The 16,129-nt window shown below is 71.6% G+C and carries 15 protein-coding genes and 1 pseudogene; 12 read left to right on the top strand and 4 right to left on the bottom strand.

All coding sequences use genetic code 11. From position 1 onward, the window contains the following. Window positions 1-10: 10 nt before the first annotated feature. The gene (locus ABTW95_RS05330) at window positions 11-1,642 is read right to left on the bottom strand and encodes a GMC oxidoreductase (protein ID WP_396447504.1); all 1,632 of its coding nucleotides are present in this window, start codon (window positions 1,640-1,642) and stop codon (window positions 11-13) included. Window positions 1,643-1,815: 173 nt separating this feature from the next. Between ABTW95_RS05330 and ABTW95_RS05325 the strand changes: the two genes are divergently transcribed. After that, window positions 1,816-2,895, top strand: coding sequence for an NAD(P)H-dependent amine dehydrogenase family protein (locus tag ABTW95_RS05325; protein ID WP_396447505.1), 1,080 nt, complete (start codon window positions 1,816-1,818; stop codon window positions 2,893-2,895). After that, on the top strand, window positions 2,892-3,371 hold the full coding sequence (locus ABTW95_RS05320) for a carboxymuconolactone decarboxylase family protein (RefSeq protein ID WP_396447506.1): 480 nt from the start codon (window positions 2,892-2,894) through the stop codon (window positions 3,369-3,371). Before ABTW95_RS05325 ends, ABTW95_RS05320 begins: the two co-directional genes overlap by 4 nt. Window positions 3,372-3,428: 57 nt before the next feature. On the opposite strand, the gene ABTW95_RS05315 is transcribed toward ABTW95_RS05320, so the two are convergent. Then, the gene (locus ABTW95_RS05315) at window positions 3,429-4,328 is read right to left on the bottom strand and encodes a TauD/TfdA dioxygenase family protein (protein WP_396447507.1); all 900 of its coding nucleotides are present in this window, start codon (window positions 4,326-4,328) and stop codon (window positions 3,429-3,431) included. Window positions 4,329-4,468: 140 nt separating this feature from the next. On the opposite strand from ABTW95_RS05315, the gene ABTW95_RS05310 reads away from it, so the two are divergent. The 9 genes and pseudogenes from ABTW95_RS05310 to ABTW95_RS05270 form a co-directional block, all read left to right on the top strand. After that, window positions 4,469-4,546: a putative leader peptide gene (locus ABTW95_RS05310; RefSeq protein WP_396447522.1), complete on the top strand. Its 78-nt coding sequence runs from the start codon at window positions 4,469-4,471 to the stop codon at window positions 4,544-4,546. A gap of 55 nt (window positions 4,547-4,601) precedes the next feature. Beyond that, window positions 4,602-5,675, top strand: a complete 1,074-nt coding sequence (locus ABTW95_RS05305; RefSeq protein ID WP_500224783.1) for an ABC transporter substrate-binding protein — start codon at window positions 4,602-4,604, stop codon at window positions 5,673-5,675. After that, window positions 5,672-6,514, top strand: coding sequence for an ABC transporter ATP-binding protein (locus ABTW95_RS05300; RefSeq protein ID WP_396447509.1), 843 nt, complete (start codon window positions 5,672-5,674; stop codon window positions 6,512-6,514). Before ABTW95_RS05305 ends, ABTW95_RS05300 begins: the two co-directional genes overlap by 4 nt. Further along, on the top strand, window positions 6,507-7,367 hold the full coding sequence (locus ABTW95_RS05295) for an ABC transporter permease (RefSeq protein ID WP_396447510.1): 861 nt from the start codon (window positions 6,507-6,509) through the stop codon (window positions 7,365-7,367). The genes ABTW95_RS05300 and ABTW95_RS05295 overlap by 8 nt, the downstream gene beginning before the upstream one ends. Before the next feature lie 79 nt (window positions 7,368-7,446). Continuing rightward, window positions 7,447-8,448, top strand: a complete 1,002-nt coding sequence (locus tag ABTW95_RS05290) for a sulfate ABC transporter substrate-binding protein (RefSeq protein ID WP_396447511.1) — start codon at window positions 7,447-7,449, stop codon at window positions 8,446-8,448. A gap of 6 nt (window positions 8,449-8,454) precedes the next feature. Next, a complete protein-coding gene (gene cysT / locus ABTW95_RS05285) occupies window positions 8,455-9,300 on the top strand; it encodes a sulfate ABC transporter permease subunit CysT (RefSeq protein WP_396447512.1) in 846 nt (281 codons plus the stop codon). Further along, the gene (locus ABTW95_RS05280) at window positions 9,293-10,081 is read left to right on the top strand and encodes a sulfate ABC transporter permease subunit (RefSeq protein WP_396447513.1); all 789 of its coding nucleotides are present in this window, start codon (window positions 9,293-9,295) and stop codon (window positions 10,079-10,081) included. Before cysT ends, ABTW95_RS05280 begins: the two co-directional genes overlap by 8 nt. Further along, window positions 10,081-11,052 carry a sulfate/molybdate ABC transporter ATP-binding protein gene (locus ABTW95_RS05275; RefSeq protein WP_396447514.1) on the top strand — a complete coding sequence of 324 codons (972 nt, stop codon included), beginning with the start codon at window positions 10,081-10,083 and terminating at the stop codon, window positions 11,050-11,052. Before ABTW95_RS05280 ends, ABTW95_RS05275 begins: the two co-directional genes overlap by 1 nt. Before the next feature lie 268 nt (window positions 11,053-11,320). Beyond that, window positions 11,321-11,710: pseudogene (locus ABTW95_RS05270) on the top strand (MFS transporter); the annotation flags it as partial. Window positions 11,711-11,755: 45 nt separating this feature from the next. Here ABTW95_RS05270 and ABTW95_RS05265 read toward each other — a convergent pair. Together ABTW95_RS05265 and ABTW95_RS05260 are read right to left on the bottom strand one after the other, a co-directional pair. Next, the gene (locus tag ABTW95_RS05265; protein WP_500224777.1) at window positions 11,756-13,054 is read right to left on the bottom strand and encodes an MFS transporter; all 1,299 of its coding nucleotides are present in this window, start codon (window positions 13,052-13,054) and stop codon (window positions 11,756-11,758) included. Beyond that, window positions 13,033-14,211 carry a glycosyltransferase family 4 protein gene (locus ABTW95_RS05260; RefSeq protein ID WP_500224773.1) on the bottom strand — a complete coding sequence of 393 codons (1,179 nt, stop codon included), beginning with the start codon at window positions 14,209-14,211 and terminating at the stop codon, window positions 13,033-13,035. The genes ABTW95_RS05265 and ABTW95_RS05260 overlap by 22 nt, the downstream gene beginning before the upstream one ends. 221 nt (window positions 14,212-14,432) lie before the next feature. Between ABTW95_RS05260 and ABTW95_RS05255 the strand changes: the two genes are divergently transcribed. Beyond that, on the top strand, window positions 14,433-16,082 hold the full coding sequence (locus ABTW95_RS05255) for a GmrSD restriction endonuclease domain-containing protein (protein ID WP_396447517.1): 1,650 nt from the start codon (window positions 14,433-14,435) through the stop codon (window positions 16,080-16,082). The last annotated feature ends 47 nt before the right edge of the window (window positions 16,083-16,129 follow it).

The following is a 16,129-nucleotide window of genomic DNA, read 5'->3' as shown; positions in this document are numbered from 1 at the left end:
GCCGGAGCCGCTACAGGTCGGTGGCGATGATCTTCTCGATGTTGCGCTCGGCGAGCGCGGTGATGGTGACGAACGGGTTGACGCTGGTGTTGCCGGGGATCAGCGAGCCGTCGATGGCGTACAGGCCGGAGTAGCCGCGCAGCCGGCCGTAGTTGTCGGTGGCCCGGTCGAGGACGGCGCCGCCGAGCGGGTGGTAGGTGAGGTGGTCGCCCCAGATCTTGTAGACGCCGAACAGGTCGGTCCGGTAGATCGTGCCCTCCTTCTTGTTGATCTTGTCGAAGATCGACTTGGCCATGTCGATGCCGGCCTGCTTCCAGGACCGCTGCCAGTTCAGGTCGACCTGCCCCGTTGCCGCGTTCCAGGAGAACTCGGCCCGGTGCGGGGTGTTGGTGATCGACAGGTAGAACGAGGCCCAGGTCTCGATCCCGGTGGGCAGCGGCGCGACCTCGGCGAACGCTCCGCCGGCGTCCCAGTTGTCGATGCCGCCGGTCGGGATCGCGGACTGGAGGCTGCCCGTCGGGTCCCAGATGTGGTTGGCGCGGCCGCACATCACGTTGCCGTTGTCGCCCCAGCCCTTGCCGACCTCGCCGTTCAGGTTCGGCAGCGCGCCGGTCGCCTTCAGCTTGACCAGCAGCTTGCTGGTGCCGACGCTGCCCGCCGCGAAGAACACCCGGTCGGCCCGCACGGCCTTGGTCCCGGTCACGTCGCCGGAGGTGTCGAGCGTCTCCATCGCGACCGTGTAGCCGCCGCCGGACGCGGGCGACACCGACGTCACCCTGTGCAGGGGTGAGATGGAGACCCTGCCGGTGGCCTTGGCCTGCGCCAGGTAGGTCTTCTGCAGCGACTTCTTGCCGTAGTTGTTGCCGTAGAGGATCTCGGCCGCGAGCGCCGACCTCGGCACCGCGTTCGCCGCCTCCTGCTCCATGTAGTCGAAGTCGTACACGTTCGGGACGTACACCCACTCGAATCCGGAGCGCTGGGCCTGCTTCCGCCCGACCCGCGCGTACTGGTAGCAGTCGGTCGAGTCGAACCACGCCCGGTCGATCTCGTTGACGCCGAGGCCGGCGTTGGCGCGCGGGTAGTACACGCCGTACATCTCGTCGGCGTCCACCGTCGGCAGGATGGCGCTGAACCGCGACCGCTTCGGGGTGACCGCCATGCCGCCGTTGACGAGCGACCCGCCGCCGACGCCGCGTCCCTGGTAGACGGTGATGCCGGCGAAGTCCTCGGCGTCCAGGATCCCGGTGTAGCGGGGGACGTCCTTGTCGAGCGGGAAGCCGAGGAAGTTGCTGATCGGCTGCTTGGTCCTGGTCCGCAGCCAGTAGGACCGGTAGTCGGGGGTGCGGGTGTTGGCGAAGATCTTGCCGTCCGAGCCGGGGGTGTCCCATGCCTGGCCCATCTCGACCATGTGGACGTCGACGCCGGCCTGGGCGAGCCGCAGAGCGGCCACGGAGCCGCCGTACCCGGTGCCGATGATCAGGACGGGGACGTGCGCGCCGTCGCCGATCGGCCCGGCGGCCGAGGCGGTGGACGCGGCGGTGCCGCCGAGCAGGCCCAGACCCAGAATGGAACCGGTTCCAACTAGGAAGCCGCGGCGTGACAGGTCGCCGGGTCTCCCCATGGGCATGGCGGAGTCGGTCATGTGACCTCCCTCACTCTCGCTGAGATTGGAACAGGTTCTATATCGGCGAGTGAGCGAAGTCACTATCTACGCAAAAGTAACTTTCGGTCGGTCACGCATGCGTGTTGCCAGGTCACGGGCTGTTAACCAAGTGCTTGCTTGGCAAGCGCGGCGGGCTTTGTTACATTCCGCGCATGATCTCCGCGATCGTCTGGGGCACGGGCAACGTGGGCCGGCTCGCCCTCCGTGCCGTCGACGCCCATCCGGGCCTGGAACTGACCGGCGTGATCGTCCACGACGAGGGCAAGGCCGGACGGGACGCGGGCGATCTCGCCGGCCTCGGCCGCGACCTCGGCGTCGCGGCGACCACCGACATCGGCGCCGCCCTCGCCGCCGGCCCGCGGGCCGTGGTGTACGCGGCGTCCGGCGACGTCCGCCCCGACGAGGCGCTCGCCGACATCCTGGCGGCCGTCCGCGCCGGAGCCGTGGTCGTCACACCCGCGCTCTACGCGCTCTACGACCCGCGCAACGCCCCGCCGGAGATGCGGGAGGCGGTGCTGGACGCGATCGCCGAGGGCGGCGGCTCGCTGTTCGTCTCCGGCGTCGACCCGGGCTGGGGCAACGACGTCCTGCCGCTGATGATCAGCGGGCTGGGCAGTGTCGTCGACGCCGTCCGCTGCCAGGAGATCTTCGACTACTCCGCCTACGACCAGCCCGACGCCGTCCGCTACCTGGTCGGCATGGGCCAGCCCATGGACTACGAGCCGCCGATGCTCGCGGCGACCGTCCCGGCCATGGTGTGGGGCGGGCAGGTCCGGCTGATGGCGCGGGCGCTCGGCGTCGAGCTGGACGAGGTCCGCGAGACCGTGGCGCGCCGCCCGCTGGACGACACCGTCACCACCGCGTCCATGGGCGAATTCGAGAAGGGCACCCAGGGCGCCGTGCGGTTCGAGGTGCAGGGCATCGTCGAGGGCGAGCCGCGCATCGTGGTCGAGCACGTCACGCGCATCCACCCGTCCTGCGCGCCCGACTGGCCCATGCCGCCGGACGGCGACGGCGCCCACCGCGTCATCATCGAGGGCGACCCGCGCATCGAGGTCACGGTCGAGGCCACCGACGAGCACGGCAACCGCGCGGCGGGCGGCAACGCGACCGCGGTCGGGCGCCTGGTCGGCGCCATCGACTGGCTCGTGGACGCCGAACCCGGCCTCTACGACGCGCTCGACGTCCCGCTGCGCCCCGCCGTGGGCAGGCTCGGGAGGAGGGCCCGGTGAACCTCGACATCCCCGACGGCAAGGACCCGATCCAGTACGCGTGGGGCGAGATGGTCCCCGGCATCGGCCCGGCCGCGTCCAACCTGTCGCTCGCCGTCTACGCGCACACCACCCTCGGCCTCCGCGAGTTCGAGGCCGCGCGCCTCCGCATCGCCCAGATCAACGGGTGCCTGTTCTGCCTGGACTGGCGGACGGACCGCGACGGCGAGAAGGTCGAGGAGGAGTTCGCCGGCGCGGTCGCCGAATGGCGCACCACCGACCGGTTCGACGACCGGACCCGCCTCGCCGCCGAGTACGCCGAGCGCTACGCCCTCGACCACCACGGCCTGGACGACGAGTTCTGGGACCGCATGACCGCGCACTACACCCAGCGCGAGATCGTCGAGCTGAGCATGTGCATCGGCTCCTGGCTCGCGTTCGGCCGCCTCAACCACGTCCTGGGCCTGGACGCCATGTGCGCGCTGCCCGAGCGCTGACCCGGGGAGGGCCCGGGGTCACCCCGTCCCCGGGCCCTGGCCTGCGGCGGTCCGGGCTCAGGCCGCGGACGGGGTGTAGTGCGAGGCGTCGTCGCCCTCGACGAGGTAGCTCTCCCGCCCGTCCACGCCCACCGGGACGTCGCCGGCGACGGTGACGCGGTGCAGGAGCCGCGGCAGGTCGCCGTAGTCGTCGGACGCGTAGTGCTGGGTGATCCGGTTGTCGAACACGATGAGGTCGCCCGGGGCCCACGTCCAGCGCAGGATGTTCTCCGGCCGGGTCACGTACCGCTGGAAGAGGTCCAGGAGGGTGCGGCCCTCCCGCGGCGGCAGCCCCACGATGCTCTGCGCGAACCCGCCGATGAACAGGTTGTGCTCGCCCGATTCGGGGTGCACGCGGACGACCGGGTGCGCGGTCTTCCACGTCCGCGACACGAACGCCTTGCGGTGCTCGGCCGCCTTCGCCGGGTCGGCGCCGCTGGCCGGCGGCTGCACGTAATCGTAGTCGTTGGTGTGCACGGCGAAGAGCCGGTCGGCCAGCGCGCGCAGCTCGGCGGGGAGGTCCCGGTAGGCGGCGCCGGTGTTGGCGACCAGCGTGTTCCCGCCGTAGGGCGGGATGACGAGGCTGCGCAGGGTGCTGATCTTCGGCGGCGTCCGCACGAAGGTGACGTCGGTGTGCCAGTGGTTCGCGCGCCCGGACTCGCCGTCGACCGGCAGGATCTCCCGGTGGCCGTCGGCCGCCGGGACGGTGGGGTGCGCGCCGGTCAGCTCGCCGAACCGGGCGGCGAAGGCGATCTGGTCGTCGTCGGTGAGGTCCTGGCCGCGGAAGCCGAGGACCTTGTGATCCAGCAGCGCGTCCTGGATCTCGCGGAAGACGGCGCCGCTCAGGTTGCGCACGTCGACGCCGACGACCTCGGCGCCGATGCGGCCGCCGATCTTGCGGATGTCGAACTCGGGCATGGGTCTGCCTCTCTCGGGGGAGGGACGGGGGTTCTCAGCGGGCGCGGAGGAGCCGCGCCGAGTCGTAGCGAACCACGCATGCGACCAAAAGGCAACTATTCCGATTGACTTAGCAGGAAAAGCGCGGCATAGTCCACCGCGTGTCCTCCTCCCAGCCGCTCGCCGCGCGCCTGCACGTCGACCTCCGGCGCCAGGCCAGCGCCCTCTGTCGCCCGTGACCCGACCCGGCATCCAGACCACCGACCCAGGGAGATCGTGTTGAGCGCGAAGGGCATGACCAGACGAACGACCGGACGAACCGCCGGCGCGCCGGACGCCGGCGCACCGACGAGACGGCGGTTCCTGGCCGCGGCCGCGGTCTCGGCCGCGGCGGTGCCGCTGGCCGCGGCCTGCGGCCGCGCGGCGGGCGGCGGGGCCGAGCGGACCGGCACGCTGCGCTACCAGGGCTGGACGGGCCAGGTGACGCTGCCGGAGCTCGCCGAGGACCTCGGCTACCTCGGCGGCGTCCGGCTGGAGTGGGTGGGCAACACCGCCAGCGGCCCGCAGGACGTGCAGAGCGCCGCCACCGGCCAGGTCGCGTTCGGCGGGGCCTTCAACGGCGCCTCGGTCAAGCTGCAGGAGTCGGGCGCGCCGCTGACGTCCGTCATCGGCTACTACGGCACCGACGCGAAGAACTACACCGGCTTCTTCGTCCTGGAGGGCAGCCCGATCAGGGGGCCGCGGGACCTCGTCGGCAAGAAGATCGGCATGAACACGCTCGGCGGCCACTCGCAGGCCGTCCTGGACCTCTACCTGCGGCGCAACGGGCTCAGCGCCGGCGACGTCGCGAAGGTCGAGGCCCTCGCCGTCCCGCCGGTCTCCCTGGAGCAGTCGCTGCGGCAGGGGCAGATCGACGTCGCCGCGCTCACCGGGATCTTCCAGGACAAGGCGATCGCCGCCGGCGGGGTCCGCCGCGTGTTCCGCGACTACGACTTCCTCGGCGCCTTCACCGCCGGCTCCTACGTCTTCCGCGACGACTTCATCGAGCGGAACCCGGACACCGTGCGGGCCTTCACCGCCGGCGTCGCCAAGGCCATCGAGTGGTCGCGGACCGCGCCGCGCGAGGAGGTCGTCGCCCGGCAGATGAAGATCCTCGCGGCGCGCGGCCGGAACGAGAGCCCAGACGCGCTGAAGTACTGGAAGTCGTGGGGCGTCGCCGGCCGGGGCGGTCTGATGACCGACCGGGAGTTCGCGACCTGGAGCGGATGGCTGAAGGACGCCGGCCAGATCCGGGAGGTCAAGGTCCGGCCCCGGGACCTGTACACGAACGAGTTCAACCCGTACGCGAACGGAGGCGGCCCGCGATGACGGCGCCCACCGGCGAGACCGCGAAGATCAGTCTCACGGGTGTCGCCAAGACGTTCCCGGTCCGGGGCGGCGGCGCCTTCACCGCGCTCGGCGGCGTCGATCTGGACGTCGCCGAGGGCGAGTTCCTCGTCGTGGTGGGGCCGTCCGGCTGCGGCAAGTCGACCCTGCTCGACCTGATCGGCGGGCTGGCCCGGCCCACCGCCGGCCGCGTCGCGGTCGACGGCGCGGAGGTGACCGGGCCGGCCCTCGACCGGGCCGTCGTCTTCCAGCAGTACGCGCTGCTCCCGTGGCGGACGGCGCTGCGCAACGTCGAGTTCGGGCTGGAGGCCAAGGGGCTGCGGCGCCGCGAGCGCACCGAGGTCGCCCGGCACCACCTGGACCTGGTCGGCCTGTCCGGTTTCGAGGACCGGTACCCGCACGAGCTGTCCGGCGGCATGAAGCAGCGCGTCGCGATCGCCCGCAGCCTCGCCTACGACCCCGGCGTGCTGCTCATGGACGAGCCGTTCGCCGCGCTCGACGCGCAGACCCGGGACGGCCTGCAGGACGAGCTGCTGCGCATCTGGGCGAAGACCGGCAAGACCGTGGTGTTCATCACCCACGGCATCGACGAGGCCGTCTACCTCGGCCAGCGGGTAGCCGTGCTGACCTCGCGGCCCGGCCGGGTGAAGGAGGTCGTCGGCATCGACCTCGGCCCCCGCGACGAGCGGGAGGACCTGCGCTCCAGCCCCGAGTTCGCGGCCCACCGGCACCGGGTCTGGTCGCTGCTGAAGGACGAGGTGCGGGCGGCGCGGCGCCCGGCCGCCCCGGCGCCGCGGGAGGAGGCGGTCGCCCGTGGCTAGCACCGTGGAGGCGCCCGCGCCCGCCGGGACCGCCGCGAGCGGCACCGGGACCGCGGCGCCGCCGGCGAGGCGCCGCCGCGCCGCCGCGCTCGCCGCCGCCGCGTTCCGCCGGACGATCGCGATCGCCGTGCTCTTCGCCGTCTGGGAGCTGGCCCCCCGCGCGCGGCTCGTCGACCCGGTCTTCCTGCCGCCGGTGTCGGAGGTCCTTCCGGCCCTGTGGGAGCTGGCGAAGAGCGGCCGGCTGTGGAGCGACACCGAGGCCAGCCTGGTCCGCGCCCTGTCGGGGTTCGGGCTGGCGATCGCCCTCGCGGTGCCGCTCGGCCTGCTGATCGGCTGGTACCGGCCGGTCGCGGAGCTGCTGAACCCGCTGCTGGAGCTGTTCCGCAACACCGCCGCGATCGCGCTGCTGCCGGTCTTCATCCTGGTCCTCGGCATCGGCGAGACCTCGAAGATCGCGATCGTCCTGTACGCGTGCGCGTGGCCGATCCTGCTGAACACGATCAGCGCGGTCCGCACGGTGGACGCGACGCTGGTCAAGTCCGCGCGGTCGCTGGGGCTGCCCGCCGTGCGCGTCTTCCAGAAGGTGGTCCTGCCCGCCGCGGTGCCGTCGGTCTTCACCGGCATCCGGCTGGCCGGCGGGATCTCCGTGCTGGTCGTGATCGTGGCGGAGATGGTCGGGGCCAAGGAGGGCCTCGGCTTCCTGATCGGCTCCGCGCAGCAGAACTTCGCGATCACCGACATGTACGCGGGGATCCTCGCGATCTCCGCGCTCGGGCTGGTTTTCAACTACCTCCTCGTCCTGCTGGAGCGCAGGTTCACCCGGTGGCGCACGGACGGCCCGGGCGGCTCGTGACGGGGCCCCGGGCCTTGACGGCCCGCGGCCGTCTGTAACATTCTATTTCGACCGAACATGTAGGAAAACTGGAGAGAACATGCGCGTGCGTAAGACCGGGGTGGTGCTGGGGCTGGCCGCCGTCGCCCTGGGGGCCGCGGCCTGCGGGGGGTCGGGCTCCGGCGGCGGGAAGGTCCGGCTCTCGCTGGTGGCCTACTCGACGCCCCAGGCCGCGTACGAGGCGATCATCAAGGAGTACCAGAAGACGCCGGAGGGGAAGAACGTCGCGTTCAGCAAGTCGTTCGGCGCGTCCGGCGAGCAGAGCCGGGCGGTGGCGAACGGCCTGAAGGCCGACATCGTCGCGTTCTCCCTGGAGCCCGACATGACGCGGCTCGTGGACGCCGGCCTGGTCGACCCGGGCTGGAACGCCGGGCCGGAGAAGGGCATGGTCACCGACTCGGTGGTCGTCCTCGCCACCCGGAAGGGCAACCCGAAGAACGTCAAGACCTGGGACGACCTGCTCAAGCCGGGCGTTCAGGTCATCACCCCGAACCCGTTCACCTCCGGCGGGGCGATGTGGAACATCATGGCGGCCTACGGCGCCAAGTCGGGCAAGGGCGCCGACAAGGCGGCCGGCACCGCCTACCTGCACTCGCTCTTCAAGAACGTCCCCGTGCAGGACTCCAGCGCCCGCAAGGCGCTGCAGACCTTCTCCGGCGGCAAGGGCGACGTCCTCGTCGCCTACGAGAACGAGGCGATCTTCGCGCGGCAGAACGACCAGCCGCTCGACTACACCGTGCCCGACTCGACGATCCTGATCGAGAACCCGGTCGCGGTGACGAAGAAGAGCCGGAACCAGAAGGAGGCCCAGGCGTTCCTGAAGTTCCTCCGCAGCAAGAAGGCGCAGGAGGTCTTCGTCGAGAACGGGTACCGGCCGGTGGTGGACGGCGTCCCCGGCGCGGAGAGGTTCCCTGCCCCGTCCGGGCTCTTCACCATCGCCGACCTGGGCGGCTGGCCCAAGGTCAAGAAGGAGTTCTTCGACCCGGCGGGCAGCGTCATGGCCGACGTGGAGAAGAGCATCGGCGTCTCGGTGGAGGGCTAGGCCCCCTTGGCGACGATCGAGAAGACGAGGGACGCCCCGGCCCCTGCGCCCCGCCGCCGTCCCGCCCCGCCCGCGTGGGGCGGCACGGCGGTCGGCGTGGGGACGGCGACGATCTTCCTGAGCGCGGTGGTGCTGATCCCGCTCGGCGCGGTCCTGTGGAAGGGGACCGCGCAGGGCCCCGCCGCGTTCTGGGACGCGATCACCACCCCGGACGCGTGGGCCGCGCTGAAGCTGACCGTCCTCGCCTCGCTGGTGGTGGCGCTGATCAACCTGGTCATGGGCACGCTGATCGCCTGGGTGCTCGTCCGGGACCGCTTCCCGGGCAAGAGCCTGGTCGACCTGCTGATCGACCTGCCGTTCGCGCTGCCGACGATCGTGGCGGGTCTCGTCCTGCTGACCCTGTACGGGACCGACAGCCCGCTCGGCGTCTCGCTCGCCTACACCCGGGCCGGCGTGGTCGTGGCGCTGCTGTTCGTGACGCTGCCGTTCGTGGTGCGGACCGTCCAGCCGGTGCTGCTGGAGCTGGACCGGGAGATGGAGCAGGCCGCCGCTTCGCTCGGCGCCGGCAATTGGACGGTCTTCCGGCGGATCATCCTGCCGAACCTGGTCCCGGCGATGCTGACCGGGACGGCGCTGGCCTTCACCCGCGCCGTCTCCGAGTTCGGGTCGACGGTGCTGATCTCCGGGAACGTCCCGTTCAAGACGCAGGTCGCGGCCGTGCACATCTTCGGCCAGATCGAGAGCGACAACACCGCCGCCGCGGCCGCCGTCTCGACCGCGCTGCTGGTGCTCTCGCTGGTGTTCCTGCTGGCGATCGACCTCGTCCGCCGCTGGGGGGCCCGCCATGGCTAAGCACGCGCTGCGCCTGGCGGCGCTGGCCTACCTGGCCTTCCTGCTGATCATCCCGGTGGGGCTCATCGGCTGGCGGACGTTCCAGGACGGGATCGGCCCGTTCGCGGACGCCCTCACCACCCGCTCCGCGCTGCACGCGTTCAAGGTCACGGTCATCGTCGCGGGCTGGGCCGTCGTGCTCAACACGCTGTTCGGGATCCTGTCCGCGCTGCTGCTCGTCCGGCACCGGTTCCCCGGCCGGCGGCTGCTCGGCGCGCTGATCGACCTGCCGATGTCGGTGTCGCCGGTCGTGGTCGGGCTCGCGCTGGTCCTCGTGTACGGGAGCTTCGCGCCGGTGGGCGGCTGGCTGGAGGGCCGCGGCGTGCAGGTCGTCTTCTCCACGCCGGGGATGGTGCTGGCGACGGTGTTCGTCTGCCTCCCCCTGGTGGTGCGGGCTATCGTGCCCGTCCTGGAGGAGCTGGGGGACGAGCAGGAGCAGGCCGCGCGGACCCTCGGCGCCGGCGGCTGGCAGACGTTCCGCCGCATCACCCTGCCCGGCATCCGCGCCGCCCTCGGCTACGGCATCGTCCTCTCCCTGGCCCGCGCGCTGGGCGAGTACGGCGCCGTCGCCGTCGTCTCCGGCCGGACCGTCGACGAGACCCAGACCCTCACCCTGTTCGTCGAGGAGCGCTTCGAGAACTTCGACGTGCACGCCTCGTACTCCGCCGCGCTCGCGCTGGCGGCGATCGCGGTCGCCAGCCTGCTGGCGACCCGGCTACTGCGACCCAAGGACGGCACCTGATGGCGATCGAGATCCGCGATGTGAACAAGTCGTTCGGGGAGGCGCCGGTGCTGCGCGACGTCTCGGTGGACATCGCGTCCGGCTCGCTCACCGCGCTGCTCGGCCCGAGCGGCGGCGGCAAGTCGACCCTGCTGCGCGTCATCGCCGGCCTGGAGACGCCCGACTCGGGACGGGTGCTGATCTCCGGCCGGGACGCGACCTCGACGCCGCCGCAGCGCCGCGGCGTCGGGTTCGTCTTCCAGCACTACGCCGCGTTCAAGCACCTGACGGTGTTCGACAACGTCGCCTTCGGCCTGAAGATCCGCAAGCGGTCCAAGGAGGAGATCCGGCGGCGGGTCGGGGAACTGCTGGAGCTCGTCCACCTCGACCGGTTCGCCGAGCGGTACCCCGCGCAGCTGTCGGGCGGGCAGCGGCAGCGCATGGCCCTGGCCAGGGCGCTCGCCGTCGACCCCGAGGTGCTGCTGCTGGACGAGCCGTTCGGCGCGCTCGACGCGCAGGTCCGCAAGGAGCTGCGCGCCTGGCTGCGCCGCCTGCACGACGAGGTGCACGTCACCACCGTGTTCGTCACCCACGACCAGGAGGAGGCGATCGAGGTCGCCGACTCGATCGTGGTGCTGGCCGACGGCGCCGTCCAGCAGGTCGGCACGCCCGGCGAGATCTACGACAACCCGGTCAGCCCGTTCGTGATGCGCTTCCTCGGGCCGGTCACCGAGATCGGCGGCCGGCTGCTGCGGCCCCACGACGTGGAGGTCGCGGCGGAGCCCGGCCCCGGGACGACGCCCGCCGTGGTCACCCGCGTGGTGCGGCTCGGCTTCGAGGTCCGCGTCGAGTTCCGGGTGCGCGGCGCGGACGCGGAGGACGTCTCCTGGGCGCAGCTGACCCGGGAGGCCGCCGGGAGGCTGGCGGTCGAGGCGGGCAGCGAGGTGCACGTGCGGCCCGCCGTCGAGGCCGCCGCCGTCCAGGCGTCGTGACGCTCACTCCTCTTCGGTGATGCGGGCGAGCTTGTCGGGGTTGGTGACGGCGTAGACGCCGCGGACTCGGTCGCCGTCCGGGTCCAGTCGGTGTCGGCGACGCTGCCCAGCATGTTGTAGACGACCGAGAACAGCAGCTCCCGGTGGTCGGCGAAGACCTGTGTCGCCGCGTCCTCGGCGGTGCCCTCGGGCATGGCTCGACCTCCCTGTGCGCTCACCCCCTCGGAGGGCCGCCCGCCTCGAAGTGTGACATCCCCAGCCGGATGTGATGTGGGCCTCACCGCGTCACACTCCCGGACCCCCGCCTCCTCCAAGGGCCGCGAAACGACCCGACTCGGAGGGCTTCATGACGCAATCCTTTCTCGCCACGGGACGCGGCAAGATCACGCTCACGCTGCTGTGCGCGATCGCGTTCCTCGACTTCATCGACGCCTCGATCGTCAACGTGGCGCTGCCCGCGATCAGCGACGCCCTCGGCTTCTCCGTCGGGGACCTGCAGTGGGTGCCGTCCGGCTACCTGCTCACCTACGGCGGGTTCATGCTGCTCGGCGGCCGGCTCGCCGACCTGCTCGGCCGCCGCCGCGTCGTCGTCGCCGGCACCGTGCTGTTCTCGCTGTCCGCGGTCGCCGGCGGGCTCGCCGCCACGCCCGGCATGCTGATCGGCGCGCGGCCAACAGCCGCGGCGAGGCGTCCCCGGTGGAGATCACGAGTGGTCCCGAGCCCGTGCCTCTCCGGTAGGCGACATCGTCCGCGCGCCGGGGGCGCGGATCAGGAAGGTGCCCGCCAGCACCAGCAGGCCGGACGCCGCCAGCACGAACTGGCCCGGCGCCAGCCCGAGCGGGGACGCGCCGGCCTCCTTCAGGAGGTCGGCCGCGCCGCCCGACAGCAGCGCCGCCAGCGCCAGCCCGAACCGCAGCACCGCGTGGAACGCGGTCAGCGCCAGGTTGCGCTCCACCCCGCTGAGCGACTCCTGGAGATAGGTGATGCCGCCGACCAGCGCGCTCGTCGCCGCGGCGCCGAACACGACCGCCCCGATGAACGACCACGTGATCGACCCCAGCCCGCCCATCAGCGCGATCACGATGCCCTGCGCGGCCGTCCCCAGCCGGACCTGCGTCATCAGGCTGCCCGCCTTGCGGTGGATCAGCAGCAGGCCCGCGAGCGCGCCCACGCCGAACAGCACCACCAGCGCACCGAACCCGACCGCGCCCGCGTCCAGCGTGTTCTTCACGAACACCACGCCGAGCGAGAACAGCGCGCCCAGCCCGAGCGCCACCACCGCGACCCCCGGCATGACGCCCCGCACCACCGGGAGCTTGAGCGCCTTGAAGAAACCGCCCTGCGACTCCCGCTCGGTGTGCTCCATCTCCGACTTCTCGACCGGGGCGGGCCCGAGGTCGGGGATCGAGCGGATGGCGAAGTACGACACGAGATACGTCACCGCGTTCAGCCAGAACACCACCACGTACCGCCAGTGGCCCTCCCAGCCGGCCATGTTCGACAGCCACAGCAGCAGCCCGAACGTCCCCGCGCCCAGCGGGATCATCCCGTAGGACGTCGCCATCGTGATGCCGTTGGCCAGCTCCAGCGTCGCCGTGTCGTGCTTGTCCTCCTCGTCCTCGATGAGGAACGGGATCGCCGCGTCCCGGGCCGGCAGGAACATCAGCCCCACGACCTCGATGAGGAACGCCCAGACGTACACCCACACCAGCCACGGGACGACCGGCAGCGCCAGCGCCATGCCCGTCCGCACCAGGTCCGACCACAGCATCACGCTGCGCCGCCGCCACCGCGTCACCACCCGCGCCGCCACCGGCGCGCCCACCGCCGACGGGAGCAGCCGCAGCACCAGCACCCCGCCCACCGCCGTCGTGGAGCCGCTCAGCTCCAGGACGAAGTACATCAGCGCGAGCGTGCCCATCCAGTCGCCGAACGAGGAGACCGTCTGACCGAGGATGAGCCGCCGGAAGTCCCGGCGGCTCAGCTGCTCCTTGAGTCCCATGCGGGCTCCATCCCCGGTCTAGCCCACGGCGACGGCGAATCGCGGTCCGGAGCGTCCGACAGCAGCCTCCCGAGCTTGGCCGCGGCCATGTCCCAGCTCCAGTTCCGGCACGTCCACTCCCGCCCCGCCGCCCCCATCGCGGCGGCCCGCTCGGGGGAGGAGAGCAGCCGGTGCAGGGTGAGCGCCAGCTCGTCCGGGCGGGTCGCGTCGACCAGCACGCCCGTCCGCCCGTCGATCAGCGCCGCCGGGCTGCCGCCCGACCGGCCGACCACCACCGGCAGCCCCGCCGCGGACGCCTCCAGCACCGACAGGCCCAGCCCCTCCGTCTGCAGCCCGTGCCGGTCGTCGCGGCACGGCAGCGCGAACACGTCGGCGGCGGCGTAGTAGCGCGGCAGGTCGGCCGCGGACACGAGCCCGGCCAGCGTGACCGCGCCCGGCGCGCACCGGTCCGCCATCTCCTGCAGCCGGTGCCGCATCGGGCCGTCCCCGACGATGACCAGCCGCGCGTCCGGCCGCCGCCGCACCACGTCGCCCCACGCCCGGACCAGCATGTCGTGGCCCTTCCGCCGGACCAGCCGGGCCACGCTGAGCACCACGGGGCCCTTGCCGAGCCCGTGCCGCCGCCGGACCGCCGAACCGTCCAGGCCCGGCCGGAACCGCACCGTGTCCACCGCGCCCGCGAGCCGCACCAGCCGCGTCCGGTCCCCGACGGCGCCCGCCACCTCCGGCAGCGTCGCCTCGCACAGGTGCGTCAGCACGTCGAACGACCGGGCCGCCGCCCGCAGCGCCGCCCGCGTCGGCGGCGCCCGGAACCACCCCAGCTCCTGCCCGTGCGCCGAGCCGACCAGCCACCGCACCCCCGCCGCCCGCATCAGCGGCGCGTACATCCCGAACGGCGCCGCCGCCGTGATCCACCCCGCCTCGATCCGGTACTGCGCCACGATCCGCCGCAACCCGCGGAACAGCAGGTACCCGCGCCGCCGCACCACCGGGAAGTCCAGCCCCGCGTCGAACTCCGCCGCCCCATCCCGCGCCGGCGCCACCACGACCACCCGGTCCGCGGGCAGCCGCCGCACCAGCTCCCACGTGAACGTCTGCACCCCGCCGGGCTCAGGTGGAAAGTGCCCGGTCAGCACCAAGGTCCGTGGGATCTCCATGCGTCAACGACTTCCCATCCAGACGTGGGCCAATCCTTGGAGGGCGGGCGGCCGCCCTGCAGTCAGCGGGCGCATGGACTGGCCGGGATGGTCGATATGACGGAAAGGTCGCCGCGGGGATCGGCGTGCGTGCCAAAATGAGGTAAAGGGCTGACGGTGAGTGAAGTGGGAGTCAAGTGCCGAGGAGCTCGCAGGAACGAGAGCACAGGCCACTACCAGAGTTGATCACGAGCCTGGCGTCGCGGGTCCACCAGGGACGCGTCCGGCTGCCGAAATTCCAGCGTGAATTCGTCTGGTCGCGAAGTCAGGTACTGGACCTGCTCGACTCGATAGCACGCAACTACCCCATCGGCAGTCTCCTGCTGTGGCGGAGCAGACTGCCGCTCGCCAGCGAGCGCAGCATCGCCGGTCTTGAGATCGACGCCTATGGCGGCAGAGAGGACACCGCCTACCTTCTCGACGGCTGCCAGCGTCTCTCAACGATCTGCGGTGCCCTCTACTGGGAGCCGGATGGCGATCCGCGCAGTTTCTGGAATCTCGCCTACGACCTGGAAGAAGAACGGTTCCTGCACCGCTGGGATCTCGATGATCCACCACCCCACCAGGTTCCTCTCCGCTTTCTTGCGGAACCCTCCGACTTCTTCCAACGGGTCATGGAACTGCCGAAGGACCACCAGCAACGGGCCCGCCTGCTGTTCGACCGTTTCACCAAGTACGAGGTCGCGGTCGTCACGCTCGAAACCACATCGATCACCGAGGTCGGACGCATCTTCGAGCGGGTCAACACCCGAGGCACGCCGCTCACCACCGTGGAGATCGTCCGCGCCGCCACCTGGCGAGGTGATTTCGATCTGCTGGACGCGATCGACCGGGTGCGTCACGCCCTCGAACGGAAGCACTACGGCAAGATCGACCGCATGCTGCTGCTCCGCTCGATCTCCGCGGCAGCGGGCCTGGGGTTCGCGGCCAAGGATATCGAGCGCCTGCCCGGCACCTCCGCTGCGACCCTGGCGTCGGCCATCGAACAGACAGAGGACGCTTCGCGCCGTGCCGTGGACTTCCTCACCACCGAGATCGGTACGCCGACTGCCGAGGCGCTTCCGTACCCGAACCAGCTCGCGGTCGTGATCGAGATCTTCCGGCTGCTCCCGAAGCCGGACGCACGACAGTTCGCCGCGATCCGCAGCTGGTTCTGGAGGACGGCGCTGACCGGGTACTACGAGGGCTGGAACGCGGGGAGGATGGCCGAGGACCTTGCCGCCGTCCGGGCTTTCGCAACCGGTGAGACCAAGACCATCGAGGTGGAGGCCGCGCCGTTGAGTTGGAGGCTCTGGCAGTCCCACCAGTACCGGCGCGACAGCGGCAGGACGAAGGCGTTCGCGCTCCTGCTGGCGGCGGCGGGGCCCCGGGACCTGCGCACGGGGCAGCGGATCGACACGGGGCGGGCCCTGGCCATGTCCAACGACATGCAGTACCACCACTTCTTCCCCAAAGCGTGGCTGATGCGCGAAGGGCACACGTTCGAGCAGGCGAACACGCTGCTCAACATCGTGATGCTGACGGCGATCAGCAATCAGGCTGTGGCGGACCAGGCACCCGCCGCCTACCTCAAGGACGAGATCGATTTCAGCGGCGAGGAGGAGATGCGCGCCCGGCTGGAGAGCCTCCTCGTCTCACCGCAGGCGTTCGACGCGGCCATGCGGGGCGACTATCAGGTGTTCCTCTCCGCGCGTGCGGAGACGCTTCTCGCCTGGGCCGAGGATCTCGTCAGGGGCGCCGAGATCGCCGGGCCTCGGGACCAGGACCCCGACCCCGAGGTGACCCGGCGGTCTCTGGAGGTCGACGTCATGGACACCGACACCGACGACTGAGCCCGCGGCGTTCTGTCGGACCCGCCTGCTCTCCTTGCCGGGGAGGT

Source organism: Spirillospora sp. NPDC127506, assembly GCF_040302145.1.
In the GTDB taxonomy this organism is placed as follows: Bacteria; Actinomycetota; Actinomycetes; order Streptosporangiales; family Streptosporangiaceae; genus Spirillospora.
Note: the sequence above shows the minus strand (reverse complement) of the source record. Positions and strands in the feature narration are given on the sequence as shown.